Annotated in this window: 18 protein-coding genes; 10 read left to right on the top strand and 8 right to left on the bottom strand. The window is 59.2% G+C overall.

Features of this window, described 5'->3' with window-relative positions; genetic code table 11:
* The first annotated feature begins 7 nt into the window (after positions 1–7).
* Both FB472_RS01510 and FB472_RS01505 read left to right on the top strand, forming a co-directional pair.
* Complete coding sequence (locus FB472_RS01510) at positions 8–1273, top strand: TFIIB-type zinc ribbon-containing protein (RefSeq protein WP_246078011.1); 1266 nt, start codon at positions 8–10, stop codon at positions 1271–1273.
* A 17-nt stretch (positions 1274–1290) separates the two neighbouring features.
* The gene (locus FB472_RS01505) at positions 1291–1575 is read left to right on the top strand and encodes a growth/differentiation factor (RefSeq protein ID WP_141989357.1); all 285 of its coding nucleotides are present in this window, start codon (positions 1291–1293) and stop codon (positions 1573–1575) included.
* A 51-nt stretch (positions 1576–1626) separates the two neighbouring features.
* On the opposite strand, the gene FB472_RS01500 is transcribed toward FB472_RS01505, so the two are convergent.
* A complete protein-coding gene (locus FB472_RS01500; protein ID WP_141989356.1) occupies positions 1627–2109 on the bottom strand; it encodes an ATP-dependent zinc protease family protein in 483 nt (160 codons plus the stop codon).
* Positions 2110–2133: 24 nt separating this feature from the next.
* Here FB472_RS01500 and rimK point away from each other — a divergent pair, with 24 nt between their 5' ends.
* The gene (rimK, locus tag FB472_RS01495; RefSeq protein WP_141989355.1) at positions 2134–3324 is read left to right on the top strand and encodes a 30S ribosomal protein S6--L-glutamate ligase; all 1191 of its coding nucleotides are present in this window, start codon (positions 2134–2136) and stop codon (positions 3322–3324) included.
* A 480-nt stretch (positions 3325–3804) separates the two neighbouring features.
* On the opposite strand, the gene FB472_RS01490 is transcribed toward rimK, so the two are convergent.
* Together FB472_RS01490 and FB472_RS01485 are read right to left on the bottom strand one after the other, a co-directional pair.
* Positions 3805–5217 (bottom strand): FAD-binding oxidoreductase, encoded by a 1413-nt coding sequence (locus FB472_RS01490; protein WP_141989354.1) that lies wholly within the window; start codon positions 5215–5217, stop codon positions 3805–3807.
* 92 nt (positions 5218–5309) lie between these two features.
* Entirely contained in the window at positions 5310–6173 is an 864-nt protein-coding gene (locus FB472_RS01485) for an alpha/beta fold hydrolase (RefSeq protein WP_170192005.1), read from the bottom strand.
* A 113-nt stretch (positions 6174–6286) separates the two neighbouring features.
* On the opposite strand from FB472_RS01485, the gene FB472_RS01480 reads away from it, so the two are divergent.
* The 4 genes from FB472_RS01480 to FB472_RS01465 all read left to right on the top strand — a co-directional run bounded on the left by FB472_RS01480 (position 6287) and on the right by FB472_RS01465 (position 9841).
* On the top strand, positions 6287–8077 hold the full coding sequence (locus FB472_RS01480; RefSeq protein ID WP_141989352.1) for a helix-turn-helix domain-containing protein: 1791 nt from the start codon (positions 6287–6289) through the stop codon (positions 8075–8077).
* Between the two features lie 16 nt (positions 8078–8093).
* A complete protein-coding gene (locus tag FB472_RS01475) occupies positions 8094–8639 on the top strand; it encodes an ArsR/SmtB family transcription factor (protein WP_246078009.1) in 546 nt (181 codons plus the stop codon).
* Positions 8636–9502: a M23 family metallopeptidase gene (locus FB472_RS01470; protein WP_141989350.1), complete on the top strand. Its 867-nt coding sequence runs from the start codon at positions 8636–8638 to the stop codon at positions 9500–9502. The genes FB472_RS01475 and FB472_RS01470 overlap by 4 nt, the downstream gene beginning before the upstream one ends.
* Before the next feature lie 102 nt (positions 9503–9604).
* Positions 9605–9841 (top strand): hypothetical protein, encoded by a 237-nt coding sequence (locus FB472_RS01465; RefSeq protein ID WP_170192004.1) that lies wholly within the window; start codon positions 9605–9607, stop codon positions 9839–9841.
* A gap of 190 nt (positions 9842–10031) precedes the next feature.
* Here FB472_RS01465 and FB472_RS01460 read toward each other — a convergent pair whose 3' ends face one another.
* From FB472_RS01460 to FB472_RS01445, 4 genes are read right to left on the bottom strand one after another with little or no spacing between them, the layout of a single operon-like run.
* Positions 10032–10394, bottom strand: a complete 363-nt coding sequence (locus FB472_RS01460) for a rhodanese-like domain-containing protein (protein WP_141989348.1) — start codon at positions 10392–10394, stop codon at positions 10032–10034.
* 24 nt (positions 10395–10418) lie between these two features.
* Entirely contained in the window at positions 10419–10940 is a 522-nt protein-coding gene (locus FB472_RS01455; RefSeq protein WP_141989347.1) for a DUF4395 domain-containing protein, read from the bottom strand.
* Between the two features lie 56 nt (positions 10941–10996).
* Positions 10997–11785, bottom strand: a complete 789-nt coding sequence (locus tag FB472_RS01450; RefSeq protein WP_141989346.1) for a sulfite exporter TauE/SafE family protein — start codon at positions 11783–11785, stop codon at positions 10997–10999.
* Between the two features lie 9 nt (positions 11786–11794).
* Positions 11795–13204, bottom strand: a complete 1410-nt coding sequence (locus FB472_RS01445) for an MBL fold metallo-hydrolase (protein ID WP_141989345.1) — start codon at positions 13202–13204, stop codon at positions 11795–11797.
* Between the two features lie 374 nt (positions 13205–13578).
* Between FB472_RS01445 and FB472_RS01435 the strand changes: the two genes are divergently transcribed.
* Positions 13579–13869, top strand: a complete 291-nt coding sequence (locus tag FB472_RS01435; RefSeq protein ID WP_141989343.1) for a metal-sensitive transcriptional regulator — start codon at positions 13579–13581, stop codon at positions 13867–13869.
* A gap of 10 nt (positions 13870–13879) precedes the next feature.
* Here FB472_RS01435 and FB472_RS01430 read toward each other — a convergent pair whose 3' ends face one another.
* The gene (locus FB472_RS01430; RefSeq protein WP_141989342.1) at positions 13880–14125 is read right to left on the bottom strand and encodes a hypothetical protein; all 246 of its coding nucleotides are present in this window, start codon (positions 14123–14125) and stop codon (positions 13880–13882) included.
* Between the two features lie 176 nt (positions 14126–14301).
* Here FB472_RS01430 and FB472_RS01425 point away from each other — a divergent pair, with 176 nt between their 5' ends.
* Complete coding sequence (locus tag FB472_RS01425) at positions 14302–16725, top strand: phosphoketolase family protein (RefSeq protein ID WP_141989341.1); 2424 nt, start codon at positions 14302–14304, stop codon at positions 16723–16725.
* Positions 16726–16739: 14 nt separating this feature from the next.
* Entirely contained in the window at positions 16740–17303 is a 564-nt protein-coding gene (locus FB472_RS01420; RefSeq protein WP_141991407.1) for a DUF1349 domain-containing protein, read from the top strand.
* Positions 17304–17383 lie beyond the last annotated feature (80 nt).

Here is a 17383-nt window from a genome sequence, read left to right as displayed (position 1 = left end):
TAAACCCATGGAAAACATCGACCCAGATATTCCACAGCCGGTGGAGGCTGATGCTACAAATCCCGTGAGCGCGGATGCTGTGCCGCCGGTGACGAAAGAGAATGAGCCCCGGGTAGTTCTGACCGACGCAGACGCTAAAGATGGCCTAGCGAAGTGTGCCCGGTGTGGGGCGACCGAGATCGCGCTGAATGTCGCAACGGGCATGCTGCGGTGCGGATTTTGCCGCTTTGAGTGGACTGCAGACAACGCAATGGAAGCCTTCAACCTCAATGGGGATATCAGCGGGCTCACCGGAATCGTTGTTGGTTCTGGTTCCAGCGATATCGTGCCGACGACGGAGGAAGTGCTCACTTTCAAGTGCAGCGCGTGCGGCGCAGAAGTGGTTATTGACACCAACCACAGCACCCAAGCACGCTGCCACTGGTGCCGCAACACCCTGTCAATGAATCAGCAGGTCGACAACGGCGCGGTGCCCGACATGATTCTCCCGTTTAGTGTCGAGAAGTCGACAGCCGTTGAACGAATCGCGAAGTTTGTGGGCAAACGTAAATTCTTTGCGCACCCCACTTTCCGGGCAGAATTCAACGCCGAAAACGTTATGGGCGTCTACCTGCCGTACATGGTGGTCGATATCAATGCCCACGCTCGGTTGAGCGGCCAGGGTGAACACCAGACCCGGTCATACACGGTGAAGGTGGGCGACAAAGACCAGACGCGCTACGACGCTGACCTCTACGACGTCGTGCGGGAATTCGACATGCATGTAAATGACCTCACCGTGGAGTCATCCAGCGACCGTATCGACCAGAACACATCGCAGAACTCGAACAACATCATCAACACGATCATGCCGTTCGATGTAGAAAATTCGGTGCGGTACGACTCCAACTACCTTGCGGGTTTCACCTCGGAACGCCGCGACAGCAACCTCGACCAACTCTCGCCGATCGCACACACCCAGGCTGAAGATGTTGCGCGTCACCGAGTGAATAGCACCCTCACGTTTTATGACCGGGGTGTGCGTTGGTCAGAAGAAGAGGTTGATGTTCGTGGTCAACGCTGGGTGTCGGCGTATCTGCCGGTCTGGTTGTACAGCTACCAGCAGCGCAAATCTAACGGCAAAACTTTCCTGCACTATGTGGCGGTGAATGCGCGAACCGGAGAAACAATGGGAAGCGTTCCCCTACACCAAAGCAAGTTGTTGTTGGTCTCCGGTATCGTGCAACTCGTCGGCACAGTTGTCGGTCTTGTACTCGTGGCGGTGGGGATCTGATGCTGACAATTGCAGAAGTGAGCACCGCTGCTGGTCAGATATTTGCTGCGTCTTCCTCCGATGGCGATGGTGGCGGATTTGGATTCGTCTTCCTGCTGTCAGGTTTCCTCTTTTATGGCGCTATCTACCTGCGATACCGCAACGTCGACAAGCGCCACAAACATGAATCAGAAACCCAGGCCACCCTGCAGAACGTGCAAGAGCATGATGCCTTCGTGACGTCAAAGAAAGGTCTGACAAATCGCAGCATGTCTGGAGCCAATAACACGGCGGTGCGTGGAATGCTGCGCAAGTTCTTCTGATCGCGTCGGTCACACTGGTGGCGTGAGAACTTTGATCGTGAAGGCGTGGAGCTAACCGCGCCCCTGGTTGCGTCGCCGGATTTCGCGGGGTGCGCGCCCGCCGAGAAACGCTTTATCTGCGTCGACGAGAAACCCTTGGCTGAGCGCTTCGCGACCGATAAGCATCCGAAAGCCCATCTCATTGCGGTTGGTAAGGGTTGTTTCTGCGTCGACCGTGCGACCACACAACTCCACCTCAATATGCACCACAATGCGATCTTCGCTGTGACCGGACGAACTGCGCACCGCCCGACGGTCGTGCACTGCACATTCGACGGTCGCAGCATCCGCATCAGATTGCTGCCACGGCTTCACCTGAAAACGCACCCAGTCGCGGCCGTCATCGCCAACAAACTCTTCGATGCCATCGGCGTGGAGCGCAGAACTATGCGCGCCGGTATCGATCTTCGCCTTTATCCACGGAACACCAATGCAGGGGAGGGCAACCCACTCACGCCAGCCCACAATAGTGTTTGAATGGCTAGGTTCTATCACCCCCCTATCTTGGCAGGAGCTCCGATGAAACTTGCTATTCTCTCGCGCGCCCCGCAGACCTACTCGACCCAACGGCTGCGTGCGGCTGCCGAACAGCGCGGGCACACGGTGAAGGTGCTGAACACTCTCCGCTTCGCGATTGATCTCACCGGTCAGGAGCCCGACCTGCAATATCGTGGCAAGTTGCTCTCGGATTATGACGCCATCCTGCCTCGTATTGGCAACTCCATCACCTACTTCGGTACGGCCGTTGTTCGCCAGTTTGAACAAATGGATGTTTACACGCCGAACACCTCGAGTGGGATTACTAATTCGCGCGACAAGTTGCGTGCCACCCAGATTCTTTCTCGCCATGACATCGCTATGCCGGCGACCACTTTTGTGCACAACCGGGCGGATGTGGAGATGGCGATCGAGCGCGTCGGTGGCGCTCCGGTGGTGATCAAGCTGCTCGAAGGCACGCAGGGTATTGGCGTGATTCTCGCGCCAGACACCCAAGTGGCGAAAGCGATCATTGAGACGCTGCATTCGACGAAGCAGAACGTGCTCATTCGGAGCTTTATTTCGGAAAGCAAGGGTCGCGACATCCGCGCTCTCGTGGTTGGTGACCGGGTCGTGGCAGCGATGCGTCGCTCGGCGGTGGGGGATGAATTCCGGTCGAACGTGCACCGTGGTGGCAATGTCGAGGCGGTGGAGCTCACCCCCGAATATCATCGTGCGGCCGTGAAAGCGGCCCAGATTATGGGACTTCGGGTCGCCGGTGTTGACATGCTTGAGGGCAACGATGGTCCTCTCGTGATGGAGGTCAATTCGTCGCCGGGGCTCGAAGGCATTGAGCGAGCGACGGGACTGGATGTTGCGGGCGCCATCATCGACTACATTGCGAATCAGGTTGCCTTCCCGGAGGTCGATGTGCGCCAACGTCTCAGCGTGTCTGCTGGGTATGGCGTCGCCGAGATAGTTGTCAACAGCGATGCGGAAATTGTGGGTAAACAGCTGGGCGAGTCGGGTCTCGGCGAAAAAGATATTTCTGTGTTGACCCTTCACCGTGGTTTTAGTGTTGTGCCGAACCCGAACCGCCGCACCGTGCTTGAAGCGCACGACCGTCTGCTGTGTTTCGGCAAGCTCGAGGAGATGCGCGACATGATTCCGGCCCGCCGTCGCCGCCGTGCGAAGGTGCGCAAGCTGCCACCGCAGCCGGTCGCAGAGGATTAGACGGCGTGCTGATTTTCTGACCGTTTACCGATGTCGCGCGGCGGAGGTGCTCCTCAGCACTGAAAAAATCAAGCCCCGTCGAAATGTCGAAATTGATGTGTGTGGCCAGCGGGTGTTTTCCAGTGATATCAATGAGCCATAGCTGGGCTAATCGCTCGTTTTTGGTTTGAAGGCCGATGGAGATCACGGCGGTGGGTTGGCACCGTTTGCTGACGTCAACTGCGGAGTGGTTTAGGGCAGTGTCACAGCTTCCAGGGGATAGCGGCGCCATCGATATGATGAGTTGTTTCGAGGATATCGCAGCCGATGTGGCGGGTTTTCTCGTCTTAGCCAACGAGCATCAGTTTTTGTGGTTTCTCGTGACTGAGGTTGGGTTCGGGATTGCCGGATACGCCACCTAAGCGGTGGCGCCGCTGTTTCGCCGCGCGCCTAATGATGCAATTTTATCTGTACCCTATTTCGGCATCGTTCACGAGCGCTCTAGGCTTTCCCTTCCGGCAGCAGCGGAAATGCTTTTCCGGGGTTCAATACCCCTAACGGATCGAGGCTGTCCTTTATCGCACGATGCATTCCGATAACGATAGGTCCTAGCTCAGCCGCGCATCCCGGGAGTTTGAGTAGGCCAACGCCGTGTTCACCGGTGACAGTCCCGCCGAGGCTTAGGCAATCGGCGACAATCTGGTCGAATGCTAGCTTCGCTCGTGCCTTCGCCCCGTAATCACCGTCCGGTGCGACGATGAGGGGATGAAGGTTGCCGTCGCCAGCGTGTGCGATGTTCGCGATCACTACGGAGTTCTCCGCCGCGGCGATCTGGATTCTTGCGAGCATCTCGGGCACCGCAGATCGCGGAACGCAGATGTCCTCGGTCAACACCGGGCCGAGGCGCTCAAGCGCGGGATAGGCCAGACGTCGAGCCAAGAAGAGCGTATGAACCTCGGCGTTGCTCTCTGCGACGTCAACTTTCATTCCGCCGCTTTCCCGGAAATGAGAGGCGATGCTTGCAGCTAGTTCGCGCCCCCTATCGCCAACTTCGTCGACCTGAGCGAGGAGGAGCGTGTTGGCTTCACGGGGTAAGCCTAGGCCTTGCCAATCATCGACCGCCCGCAGGCACACACCGTCAACGAGTTCGAGTGCAGATGGCACAATTCCCGACCGGGTGACTGCAGCGACTGCGTCGCCCGCCGCGGTAAGCGACGGAAAGTATCCGACAACCGCACGCTCCTCCCTCCCAGAGAGGGGAAGCAGCTTGACGGTCACGTCAACGATGATGCCGAGGGTTCCTTCGGAGCCAACCATGAGCCCTGTGAGGTCGTAGCCAGTGGAACCTTTTGCGGTGTGTCGGCCTAGGCGGGCAATTGAGCCGTCGGCCAGAACCACCGTCATGCCAATCACGTAGTCGCGAGTCACGCCATATTTGACGCAGCATATGCCCCCTGCGTTAGTCGCGGCGTTGCCTCCTATCGTGCTGATCGCCGAGCTTGCAGGATCGGGCGGGTACCAGAGCCCCGATTGGGCCACGTACTTGCGGAGGTCATCGTTGATTACACCCGCCTCCACGACGGCGTAGCGTTCCTCGACATTGACCTCAGTGACGTTTGTCATCATCTCCATCGACAGAACGATGCAGTTGGCGATGCTGTTCGCCCCGCCGGACAGCCCGGAACCGGCGCCCCGTGGAACCACCCGAACGCCAGCTCTCACCGCGAAGCGGACGGTCGCTACGACATCGTCAATATCTCGTGCGAGTACTACCGCTAGGGGAAGCTCGTAGGGCGCCCATTCTGCATCATCGTGGCTGTACCGCTGCCGCGCTAACTCATCGGAGAGCACCCGTGACTGGCCGAGCAGCGTGGTGAGGTTCTGCGCGAGATCGCGAGACGATGGTTTTTTCATTGGAGAATCTCCTGCAGCATGATCGATCGCGCAGGCTCGTGGTCCTCAACCTGAAGGATCGAGGACTACGGGCTAAGCGCGCAGGGAGGACATCAAACGGACGCGGCAGAGCTGAGGAACTCTGCGACAACATCGTTGAAAAGGTCGCTGTTCTCCCAGAACGCGAAGTGACTGCCCAATTCATCGCCGCTAAAAATCCGGAGTTGTGCCCCGGGGATCTGTGACGCAACCCACTCGATCCCAGCGGCAGGAAAAAGGCTGACCGTGCCGCCAATTACGAGCGTCGGCACGGTGATGCGAGGAAGCACGTCGCGCCAGTCTGCGAAAGCATGATCAATGAGCAGTTGAGCCGAGAGTGCGCGCGGCAACTCCAGATTCCGCTCGATGATCCAAGCTTTGTCGTCTTCGGTCATCTTGTCGGTCCACATGGTGGAGAGGAGTCCGGCGCTGACCTCAGCGCCGGTCGAACCCGAGAGCCCTGCGGCAATCTCATACGTCTGGGCAGGCGCAAAGATAGCACTTAAGTCCGCGCCAACGCCCTCTTCCCAGAATGGGGAGGTGACGAGCACAGCTGGTTGGTCAACCAGGATTAGGCGCGCGACGCGCTCCCCGGCATACAGATCCCAGTACGACCAGATGACCGAACACCCCATTGAATGGCCCAGCAGAGTTACATCGTGAAGGTCAAGGCCCACCAGGAGATCATGGAGATCTGCGGCTAGGCGAGAGATCCGGTAGCCGTACGCGGGCTTCGACGACTCGCCATGACCTCGGCTGTCGAGAGCGATCACGCGGTGATCGGCACTGAACCGATCGATTTGCTTCTGAAACTGGGCGGCTGTCTGAGACCACCCCGGAACGAGAACCAAGACTGGCCCGTTACCCGCTTCACGATAGTGAAGTTTGTTCCCGTCGTTCGTGGTGACGAAAGCACTTGTCGTACTTATGGAAGCCATCGACCTTCTCCTCATTGAGATTCTTCAGATTTATGTTGCGTTCGGATGACCTAACGCTAGGCCAGCAGAGACCCTCCCTCAATGTATAAAACATCTACTCGCGCAATCTAGCAGTGGAGGTATCATCTATTATGTGTGTGCCCGTGCCGCCGAAGTCGTGGCTGTCGTTGCTGGTGGATGAAGCGTCCGAGACCGAGTTCCGACGCCACCGCGACCTGCTGTCCGATGCGCAACCACCAATTAACCCAGAATCCGAGCTCGCTTTGGCGCTGGAAATTAGAGCAATGCTAGTTCAGCGACGGCAGCGAATGACGGAGTTGGCGGCGCTGAACGACATCTCTGTTCGATTGTCATCGAGCGGCTCGTTCGAGGGGGTTCTCCGCCTAGTGGTGGAGAATGCGAAGACTCTGCTGGGTGTAGACCTGGCGTATCTGGGGCTCGTCGAGGATGATCAGCTGGCGGTCCTTGTAACCGCTGGTGCAATCACTCAACAGCTTCCGACCCTGCGACTCCCATTGAACGCCGGAGTCTTTTCGAAGGTCGTGCGGGGGGCTGCACCCTTCTCAACACGCGACTACCAGCAGGAGCGCAGGATTACTCGCTCCGTAGCCGCGGATGCGGCAGCGGCGGGAGAGCATATCCGCGGCCTCCTGGGGGTTCCGTTGCGGTCTGACGATGAGGTCATTGGGGCGCTCTTTGTGGCGAAGCGGAGCGAAAGGCAATTTAGTGCGGACGAAGAATCTCTGCTGTCGGTGTTGGCGTCCCACGCGGCCGTTGCAATTCAGGTACATCGCACGGTGGAGCGACTTCAAGATGTGGCAGCAGAACAAGACCTAATGGCAGCATGGGACGAAACCTTCTCGTCAATTGTCTCGGCTGGTGCCGGGCTGGAACCAATGCTGGAGGCGTTGGGCAGGCTCGTTTCCGGCGATGTCGTATTCACGGAGGGCGCCATCCCGCGAAGCGAGCCCGGGGCGAAGGTCGAGCTACGTGCCAGCGGGCGCATCGTCGGCTACCTCCACCTTTACGTGGATGACTACCCGGTTGGCCCCCGCGCACGAGCGATCTCGCGTATTGCGCCGATGGTCGCTCTTGCGATCGAGAGCGATCGTTCAGCGCTTGAAGCGTCCCGGCGATCTAAAGAGGCCGCAGTTCTGGCTTTGTTGACTCAGCCGGGGCAGGACTTTGCAGCACTGCGCCACCGAATTCGTAGCGCAGGTATCGGTGAGGTGGACAGGCATCGCATTGTTGTGTTCTCCGGGGGAACCGGCGAACCCATCGATAGTGGTGCGCTCCGCCAGCGGTTTTCGGATGTAATTCTCGTGGACCATGACGGCTACGTCGTCGGAATTCTGAGTCCCGCAAGCATGGAGTCCGTCATGTCTGCGAATTGCTCGATATCGCACATGGGCCTGTTCGCAGCCGTTTCCGATCCCGTTGCGACCGACCAGCTGGCTTCCGCGTTTGACTCGACGCGGGAACTCGCTGACGCCATGGCGGCACTTGGCCGGAACGGCATGTCAGTCCCGTCAGACCTAGCGCCGTACAGCCTCCTCCTCAGCTTCGCCGGCAGGGATCGGTTGAAACAATTTGTGGACGAGCGCTTGGGGGCTTTGCTCGCTACTGAGGCGCGCAGAAATATTCCGCTACTGGAGACCGTCGGGGCATTCCTCGAAACCGGGCAACGGCCAAGCGCGACTGCGGCTCAACTGGGTGTTCACGTCAACACCATCTATCAGCGTCTGACAATCGTGGATGGGGTGCTGGGCACTGGTTGGCGCCAGACGGACGAAGCGTTGGGGTTATTGCTGTTGATTCGCACGTTTGCGGCGGCGCAACAGATGGAGGCCGTACCTGGAACACTCACGTCTGCTAAAACGTTAGAACGTAATCACGTACCATAGAACTATGGCGCAGAAATTGACTAGCTTTTCCAATACTCCCGGTCCGGAAATGAGGGCGCGGTTGCGCGACCTCGAGGCACGAGTCGCTGCAATCGAACAGCGACCTGATGTGATGCGAATCGAGCAGTCAACTAAACCAGACTCCGGAACATTCTGGGCACTCGCAGGCCTTCGTTCACGTTTGCGCGATCACCCCGAAACTCAGGATGGTGCAGTGATGCTCGTCGGTGCCGTGACGCTCCCTACCGGCGCCCCCGTTGAGTGGCAGCAATCCAGCGGCACCACCGGACTCTTTGAGGTGGAGTGGGATGACCGTGCCGCAGCGTTTGCGGCTCTGGGTCATCCCGTCAGACTCGAACTACTCCGACAAATTCTTTCGGGCACCCACGCCACAGCGGAGCTTGCTCAGAGTGAATCGTTGGGAACCACAGGTCAACTTCACCATCATCTGCGTCAGCTACTGACCAGTGGATGGCTCAAACAGAGCGGACGAGGCAGCTACGACGTTCCCGCAGCCCGTGTGGTTCCCCTGCTCGCGTGTCTCGTGGGAGCGGAACGATGAGCCGGGCAATCGCAGGCCTCTACCGCGTGCGCGGAGCAATAATCTCGGCAGCGGTGGTGCTGATTTTTGTGGGCACTCTCGGCAGTCTGCTCGTTTCCATCGACCCTCTGAACGCTGTGTTCCGCTTGCTCCCGCTGGTCGGCATTGCGGGAATGCTGTTCGCGTTCGCCCTTATCATTCCCGGAGTCAAGCTGCTTCCCACTCGTGATGCTGTGCAAGTCACCTCGCCCGTTGTTGGGCGCTGGTTAGCAATCAACAGCCCCGCCACGAAAGTACCGAGCCACGGTGTGCGCGCGTACGGACAGGCCTACGCGATTGACCTCGTCTATGAGCCGAACCACAGGGAGCGACCAGTATTTGGATCCGGCACAGCGATGCGCAGGCCCGCCGAGTACCCAGCCTTCGGCGAGCCCGTGCGGGCGATGATCGATGGCGTCGTTGTGAAAGTTGATGACTCACAGCGCGACCATCGTGCACGATCCACAGTTCTCGCCGTCGTCTACATGATGTTTGAGGGGGCCATCAGAGAGCTGGGTGGCCCGCGGCTCATCATCGGAAACCACGTCACAATTCGCCGCAGCGATGGTATCTACGCCCTCGTTGCCCACCTTCAACAGGGCTCAGCGATCGTGCGCGAAGGCGACGGTGTGGTGGCAGGTCAAGAGATCGCCGCATGTGGCAACACAGGCAACACGAGCGAACCGCACGTGCACGCCCAACTCATGGATCGAGCATCCGCGTGGACGGGGCAGGGTGTGCCGTTGGTCTTCGCCGACGTGAAACTCGACGAAGACAGCACGGTGCAGGATGCTGTGCCTGCCAACAACCAACACATGACTGTCTCAGAGAGCGCTAGCCGTTGATGGCTTGAGCCCAGAGCTCCTTGACGCGAGACCATCGCCCCCACGGCAGCAAACAGCGCCGCGGGCGGGCGCCAGCAGACCCGTTGACTCAACGTGGGCAAAGTGTCCGGCATCCTCAATTTCTTGTTGGGTGCAATGCGGCAGGGTGTTGGCGAACCAGAGGTCATCCTCGGTGCTCACGAATACATCTCGCTCACCCCGAATCAAAGTTACCGGGCATCGAATTTTCGACCACTGTTGCTCATCGCAGGCAGCGGCGGCTTCAGCCGCAGCCCATGCAGTGCGCGGATCATTGTCGCCCCGGTCGCTCCGAGCGTTGACAAGAAACGTGCACAGTGACCTCCCCGAGCAGAGTGGGTCCCACGATGCGTGACAAGCCAAATGTCGCGGCGTCATCGAGGTTCGCCGCGCTGTAATCAGTGCCAGCATGACGTGTTGTGTTCACAGTGTGGTTCGTAACGGACGCGCGTGACGATTGCCTGCGCGGAGCGTTCCCGTGCGGCGCACACCAGTGAAAGCTCTGGAGCGGTTAGCGCACTATCTCGATTTGGGTGACCTCGGCGGCGTTTTCCAGTGAACCAAGATCGATGACCCTGGTAAAGCCAGCGTCGTCCATCATCGCGACAGCTTGTCCTGAGCGGTTGCCTGATTTGCAGTAGACGGCGTACTCAGCTTCGGGGTCGAGGGTGGGCAGTGCTGCGGTGAACTGGCCGCCGTTGAGGTCAAGCAGGTTGGCACCATCAAGGTGGCCTCCCCCGAATTCTTCTGGCGTGCGCACGTCAATGATGATGGTGTCGGTGCTGAGCTCGACGGTCTCAACCGGAGCTGAGCATCCGGCGATCGTTGCCAACATGATGAGGGAGCCTGCGAGAGCTGCCAGGGGTCGGAACATTTTTTCTCCTTGTGAGACGTGGGGTCATTCGGAAACCCGGCAGGTGTCGCCGGGGCAGTACTGTGGTGGGGTTTTAGTGAGGAGGCGCTGAAGTGCACAACCGACGCAGATCCCGAAAGCGAACTCTAAGAACAGCAGGGTGAGGCAGAGCCCGCAGAGTGCGAGAGTGACTTCCAGTGGTGCCCCGAGAGCACCCATTCCGGCGCAGGAAACGAGGGCAAGCCCAAATCCGAGCCACCACGCGAATTCCTTCTGAGGGGCACCGACCCACGACGGTTGCTGCTTACTGACAATCAGGCGACCCAGCGCGAGCGTAGGCGACCAGCGATCACCAGCCGTCACGCGCAGAAGCATGTCGAACATGAACACGATCCCAAATGGTTGAAGCGGCACCTGTGAATCTTGAACGAAAGCGAACGCGAGGGAGAGTGCTCCGCCAATAAACAGGATGCCCGCAGCAGCTCGAACAGCGCGCTCATTCACGACCGGAATTGTGTACCCCTCAACGAGAGTCCCCACTGTGTGCGGTGGTTTCGCGTGTGTCATGAGCGAGTCCTCTGTATAAGCGGCGAACTAAGTTGTGGAGATTGGGGCGACAACTGTTAGGCCCCCGTCACGAGTGGTATTAGCTGCGGAAGCTCTTGCACGACCACAAAGGCTCCGACTGCCAGGACAAAGATTCCAAACCCCCGGCGCAACGCAGTTTCGGGAATGCGGCCCGCCAGTGCAACCCCGACGAAGGAGCCTGCGACCGCGATCCCGGTGAAGGCAAGAATGGTTGGCCATGGTAGCGCGACCGTGAACAGGTGCGCGGCCAACCCTGCCGAGGATTGCATCGCGATTACCAGCAGCGAGGTGCCGACCGCGACGGCCACAGGAAGCCCACCAAGAAGGGTGAGCGCGGGAACAATGAGGAATCCGCCTCCGGCACCGACGAGCCCTGCCGCGATACCCACCAGAAAACCGTCAAGAACGATGCGAGCGACGGGGAGTGCTGTGGGTTCGGAGTCGCGCCCTGCCGCACCTTTCTTGCGACCACGGATCATGGCTGTCGCGGTGGCAATCATCATGGCAGCGAAGAGAACCATCAAGATGGTGCCGGGAATGAAGCCGCCCACCGTTCCACCAGCGAACGCGCCGACCATTCCTGCGGCACCAAAGATCAGACCCGTCTTCCACCGAACGCGACCGGCGCGGGAGTGCGTGAAGACACTCACCGCGCTGGTGACGCCAACAACGAAGAGGGATGCGGCGATCGCCTGCTGCGGATCCATTCCGACCAGATAGGTCAAGATTGGCACTGTCAGAATCGACCCGCCCCCGCCGAGCAGTCCGAGGGACACGCCCACGAGCACGGCAAGAAGCAGCGCGACTACCAGATTCGGTTCCATTGGTGGTTGCTACACCTCAGGTACGGTGCCGGGCATTGCGACCCAGCCGAGGTAGGAGCCCTCGAGTTCGGCGACCTCATATCCGTCGCGACGAAGGGCACTTGCCGCGACGCTGTTACGTACTCCGCTTTGGCAGTAGGTCACGATAGTTCCCTCACGGGGTAGTTGGTCGAGCGCCCACATCACGCGACCACCACTGAGCTGTTTAGCCGCGGGAATATGACCCTCAGCAAACTCAGTCCTATTGCGAACGTCTAGGAGCAGAACCCGATCGACCGAATCTAACTCGGTGGGGGAAACCAGGGTGGGCGTGACAAGGTCAAGACCATCAAGCGTAGGGACGAAACCTGCAACTGAGTCGATTCCCACTCGCACAAGATGGTCCCGCAACTCTTCGGCTTCGGTGAGGGTCGCCGCCAAGAGGATGACGGGCCGCGTCTCCGTGTCCGGGTTGTACACCCACGCGCCGTAGCTGGCCGCTTTTTCGGTGCCAGGAACGTTCAGCGAGCGCGGCACCGTGCCGAGGTGAACTTCGGTGTTGTGGCGGGTGTCGATGAGGATAGCGCTGTCATCCGCAAGGGCTGACGCTACTTCCGCGGTCGTGTATTCGCGCAGTTCAGTGACGGCGCCTAAGACGCGCGGGCCCTGTCGGTTCTGGATCTTCATCCGGGCAAAATAGGCGTGGGCATCGGGTTGACCGTTGAGTAGTTCGTCGATAAACCCCTGCTCATCGTTGTCGGCAAGATAGTGGCTCCACCACGCAAACGCGCGTTCATAGCCGACGGTTGTTGTGGGGATCGCGCCTAGGGCTTTGCCACACGCACTTCCCGCACCGTGCGCCGGAAGTACCTGTACGTAGTCGGGAAGGGTAAGGAACCGATCACGGAGGCTCGCAAAGATATCTTTCGCTCCGCCGAACCGGGTATCGATTCCGCCGGCTGCTTCATCGAGCAGGTCGGGGCGCCCGAGATCTCCCACGAACACGAAGTCGCCAGAAAGCATAAAGCCGGGGGCGTCTGCTTGCGCGCCGTCAATAATGAGGAAGGAGAGGTGTTCGGGAGTGTGTCCCGGCGTGTGGATGGCCTGGAGCGTGATGTTGCCGAGTGTGATGGTGTGCTTGTCCTTCATCCGCACTGCACCGTCGAACGCACTTCCGTAGGTCCAATCTGGGCCGCCTTCATCAGAGACGAGAATCGTCGCACCTGTGCGCGCGGCAAGCTCGCGTGTGCCGGAAAGATAGTCGGCGTGGATGTGTGTTTCGGTGACCGCGGTAATGGTCATTCCATTTTTCTCCGCGATGTCGAAGTAGACGTCAAGGTCGCGGCGGGGGTCAACCACAATCGCTTCACCCTTGGCTTGGCACCCAATGAAATAGCTGGCCTGGGCAAGGTCGGTGTCATAGATACGTTCGAGAAGCATTATTTCTCCGATGGTTGAGTGCACGCCCTGGCGTGTCGCACTTCTGACAACCCAGGTCTGCGCATGGGTGGTTGGCTAACGACCGAAGAGGCGAGCAAAGAAGCCGCCCTCGGTGGACTTGGCTGAATCCATCTGCGCTTGAGTGTGTTTTCCGTTGCACCAGTTTGATGCGGGAACACTGCGCTTAACGGATTGGATGTGTTCGCCGCATCCGGCCCACGTTGTTTTGTTGCATACACGGCACGTGACTGCTCTGCACATAACTCTGCTTTCATTTGACTGACTATACGGATTAATACCCTAGGGGGTATGCTTAACACTATACCCCATGGGGTATCAAAACTGTCAACTCGCACGAGAGAAAAGAGACGCTAATGGCCTCCAAGGTTCCGCTATTGCGGTCGACCACCGACATCGAAGCCCACAAGAAGATCGTGAACCGGTTGCGTCGAGCGCAGGGGCAGTTGGGGGCGCTCATCACCACCGTGGAAAGCGGTGCAGGGTGCGCCGACGTCATCCATCAACTCTCCGCCGTGTCAAAAGCGCTAGACCGGGCCGGCTTCCTCGTCATCTCCGGAGCGATGAAAGAGTGCCTGGTGAACCCCGGCGCCGAAAGATCACCGCAGCCCGACGAGATCGAGAAGCTCTTTCTTTCGTTATCGTGAGGGCTGCGCACTAGCGCAGCCAGACGCCTAACCCCAGTGCATCAAAGAATTCACATGTTATGCCGCTGACAATTCGCTCTAAGCAGAGATAGTTGACATGAACAGTCGCACATTTGCTAACCAGACTCGCTACCGCGTACAACACCGCTACCCACCATGGGATGGTGCCGATTGTGGTGGTTACGGCGAGAGCAACCGCGAAAATTCCTGCCACAATATGGCTCACCGTGCCGCGCCGCGTGCTCTCCGAGACCATTCTCCGAGAATATCCTTCGCGCGGGCCATCGTCGTGAGGGGCGGAGCCGGTAAACCTGTGGGTTCGACCACGTCGCTGTGTTTGCTCGTACACTGAGCCTCACGCTCCTTGACGGACGCGAGTTAGTTGCACGGTTCATCCAGCACAATTCATCGCGATCAGAGAAGAGAAATCTCATGACTGTTGCTAACTCTTCACCCCGCTCACCCTGGTGCGGCCCTCGCCCGACCGAAGTGCTTCCCGAAACTCTCGACCAGTTGGATGCGTGGTTTCGTGCCGCGAACTATCTTTCTGTCGGTCAGATCTACCTGCTCGACAATCCGTTGCTCCGCGTACCCTTGCGTCGCGAGCACACCAAGCCGCGGCTTCTTGGGCACTGGGGGACCACCCCGGGTCTGAACTTCATCTGGGCTCACCTCAACCGAATCATTCTGGAGCGCGACACCGAAACAATCTTTATCGCGGGCCCCGGACACGGTGGACCAGCCGTGGTCGCCAGCGCCTATCTTGATGGCACCTACAGCGAAACGTACGGTGACATCGATAAGACCGAAGACGGCATCCGTAAATTGTTTAGGCAGTTCTCTTTTCCGGGTGGAATTCCCAGTCACGCAGCGCCAGAAACGCCGGGGTCGATCCACGAGGGTGGCGAGCTCGGCTACTCGCTCTCACATGCTTACGGCGCGGCTTTCGACAACCCCAATCTGTTGGTCGCAACAGTCGTGGGGGATGGCGAAGCCGAGACCGGGCCGCTGGCTACCGCCTGGCATTCGAACAAATTCATTGACCCCGAACGCGATGGCGTCGTCCTGCCGATCTTGCACCTCAACGGCTACAAGATTGCGAACCCGACCGTGCTCGCGCGCATCCCCGAGGAAGAATTATGCGATCTCATGCGCGGTCACGGACACACCCCGTACGTCGTGTCAGGAGGCTTCGATAGCGAGGATCCCCGCGCCGTGCACGAACGCATGGCGGCGACGCTCGACGACATCGTCGATCACATCGCGCAGATCAAAGCGGCCGCGGCGAACGGCACTCTAAAGGGTCGCCCGGCCTGGCCGATGCTGATTCTGCGAACCCCGAAAGGGTGGACGGGCCCCCAAATTGTCGACGGCAATCCCGTGGAAGACAATTGGCGCTCTCACCAAGTTCCGCTCGCCGATGTGCGCGACACTGAGGAGCACCTGCAGCAGCTGAATGACTGGATGGCGTCCTACCGCCCAGAAGAAATCTTCGACGCGAGCGGTGCACCGCTCGCCATCACAACGGCACTGGCGCCGCGCGGCGACCACCGGATGAGCGCGAACCCGGTCACCAACGGGGGGCTGATTCGTAGACCGCTTCGCCTGCCCGACTTTCGTGACTATGCCGTGGATGTTCCGAGTCCGGGGGAAACCACCAGCTCCGCCACTGGCGCGCTCGGGGAGTGGCTGCGCGATGTGATTCGCGACAACCCCGACAACTTCAGAATTTTTGGGGCTGATGTGACAGCATCCAACCGCCTGAGTGCCGTATTCGACGTGACGAACAAGCAGTGGGATGCCGATTACCTCCCCATCGATGCAGACAACCATCTTGCGCGTGCTGGCCGCGTCATGGAGATGCTGAGCGAACACCAGTGTCAGGGCTGGCTCGAAGGCTACTTGCTGACCGGGCGTCACGGCATATTCAACTCGTACGAGGCATTCATCCACATCGTCGATTCGATGTTCAACCAGCACGCGAAATGGTTGGAAGGGGCGAACTCAATCCCGTGGCGCCGACCCGTGTCCTCGCTGAACTACCTGCTGAGTTCACACGTGTGGCGTCAAGACCACAACGGGGCGTCGCACCAAGACCCAGGTTTTCTTGACCTCGTCATGAATAAGAAGCCCGACGTCGTTAGGGTTTACCTGCCGTGTGACGCCAACACCCTTCTCTCGACCTACGACCACTGCTTGCGCTCCGTCGACAAAATCAATGTCGTCGTTGCGGGCAAGCACCCCGAAAATAATTGGCTCAGCATGCCCGAAGCCATCGAACACTGTGTGCGCGGAATCGGACTATTCGACTGGGCCGGTACCGAAGTTGTTGGTGAAGAACCGGATGTCGTACTTGCCTGTGCCGGTGATGTTCCGACCCTAGAAACCCTCGCCGCCACCCAGATCCTGCGCGAGCGGATTCCTGAGCTGCGCGTGCGGGTCGTGAACGTCATCGATCTCATGCGCCTGCACAGTGAATCCGAGCATCCGCATGGGCTCAGCGATGCCGAATATGATGCGCTGTTCACGATTGACAAGCCGGTTATTTTTGCCCATCACGGCTACCCGTGGCTCATCCACCGTCTCACGTATAAGCGCCACGGGCACGCAAATCTGCACGTGCGCGGGTACAAAGACGAGGGCACCACAACCACCCCATTTGACATGGTGATGCTAAACGATCTCGACCGGTACCACCTCGTGATCGATGTACTCGAACGGGTGCCCGGGCTGATGTCGCGGCATGCCGCATTCTGGCAAGAAATGCATGACACCCGACTTCGCGCGCGGCAGTACACGCGCGAACACGGCGATGACATGCCCGAAGTTGCCGAGTGGAGCTGGAAATCAGCGTGAGTCTCGAACACCTGATGCGCACGGGACGCTGGACGACAGCACCGGTCAGCGCCGACCTTGTTTCGGATACCCTTCGTGTCACGGCGGCTGAGAGTAGCGACGCATGGCGAACCACTTCTTATGGATTTGTGCATGACTCCGAGCATGCTCTAATAGCGCCTTTCGCCGTGGGAAGCGCTATCGAGGTCAGCTTCATTCTTGATTTCACCCAACAGTTTGACCAGGCGGGTTTGTTCCTGCGGTCATCAGATCGCGAATGGATGAAGGCGGGCATCGAAATTTCGGATGGTCTGCCCCAGCTGGGTGCGGTTGTCACGCACGGCGTTTCTGATTGGTCGGTCGCTCCGGTTGCCGACTGGGTCGGGCGTGCCGTCACCGTGCGCGCGAGCCGCACGGGAGATGCCATCACGGTGCGCGCCCGAGTCGATGATGACAACTTTCGCCTCGTGCGGTTGGCCTATTTCGCGCCCGATGCTTCGATCGATGGTGGGCTGTTCTGTTGCGCCCCGACGCGCGCCGGATTGACGGTCACTTTTAGCGATTTTCGCCAGACTGCTGCCGATGAATCGCTGCACTAGTTGAGCCGTCAAGATCGCTCTGGCGCACGCCAGTTTTTATGCCTATGATTACCCTGACATCGCGTGGATGCCCAGCAATT

Origin of the sequence: Rhodoglobus vestalii (assembly GCF_006788895.1) — a bacterium.
In the GTDB taxonomy this organism is placed as follows: Bacteria; Actinomycetota; Actinomycetes; order Actinomycetales; family Microbacteriaceae; genus Rhodoglobus; species Rhodoglobus vestalii.
The sequence above is the reverse complement of the archived record's forward strand: the minus strand, read 5'-3'. Positions and strand labels throughout refer to the sequence as shown.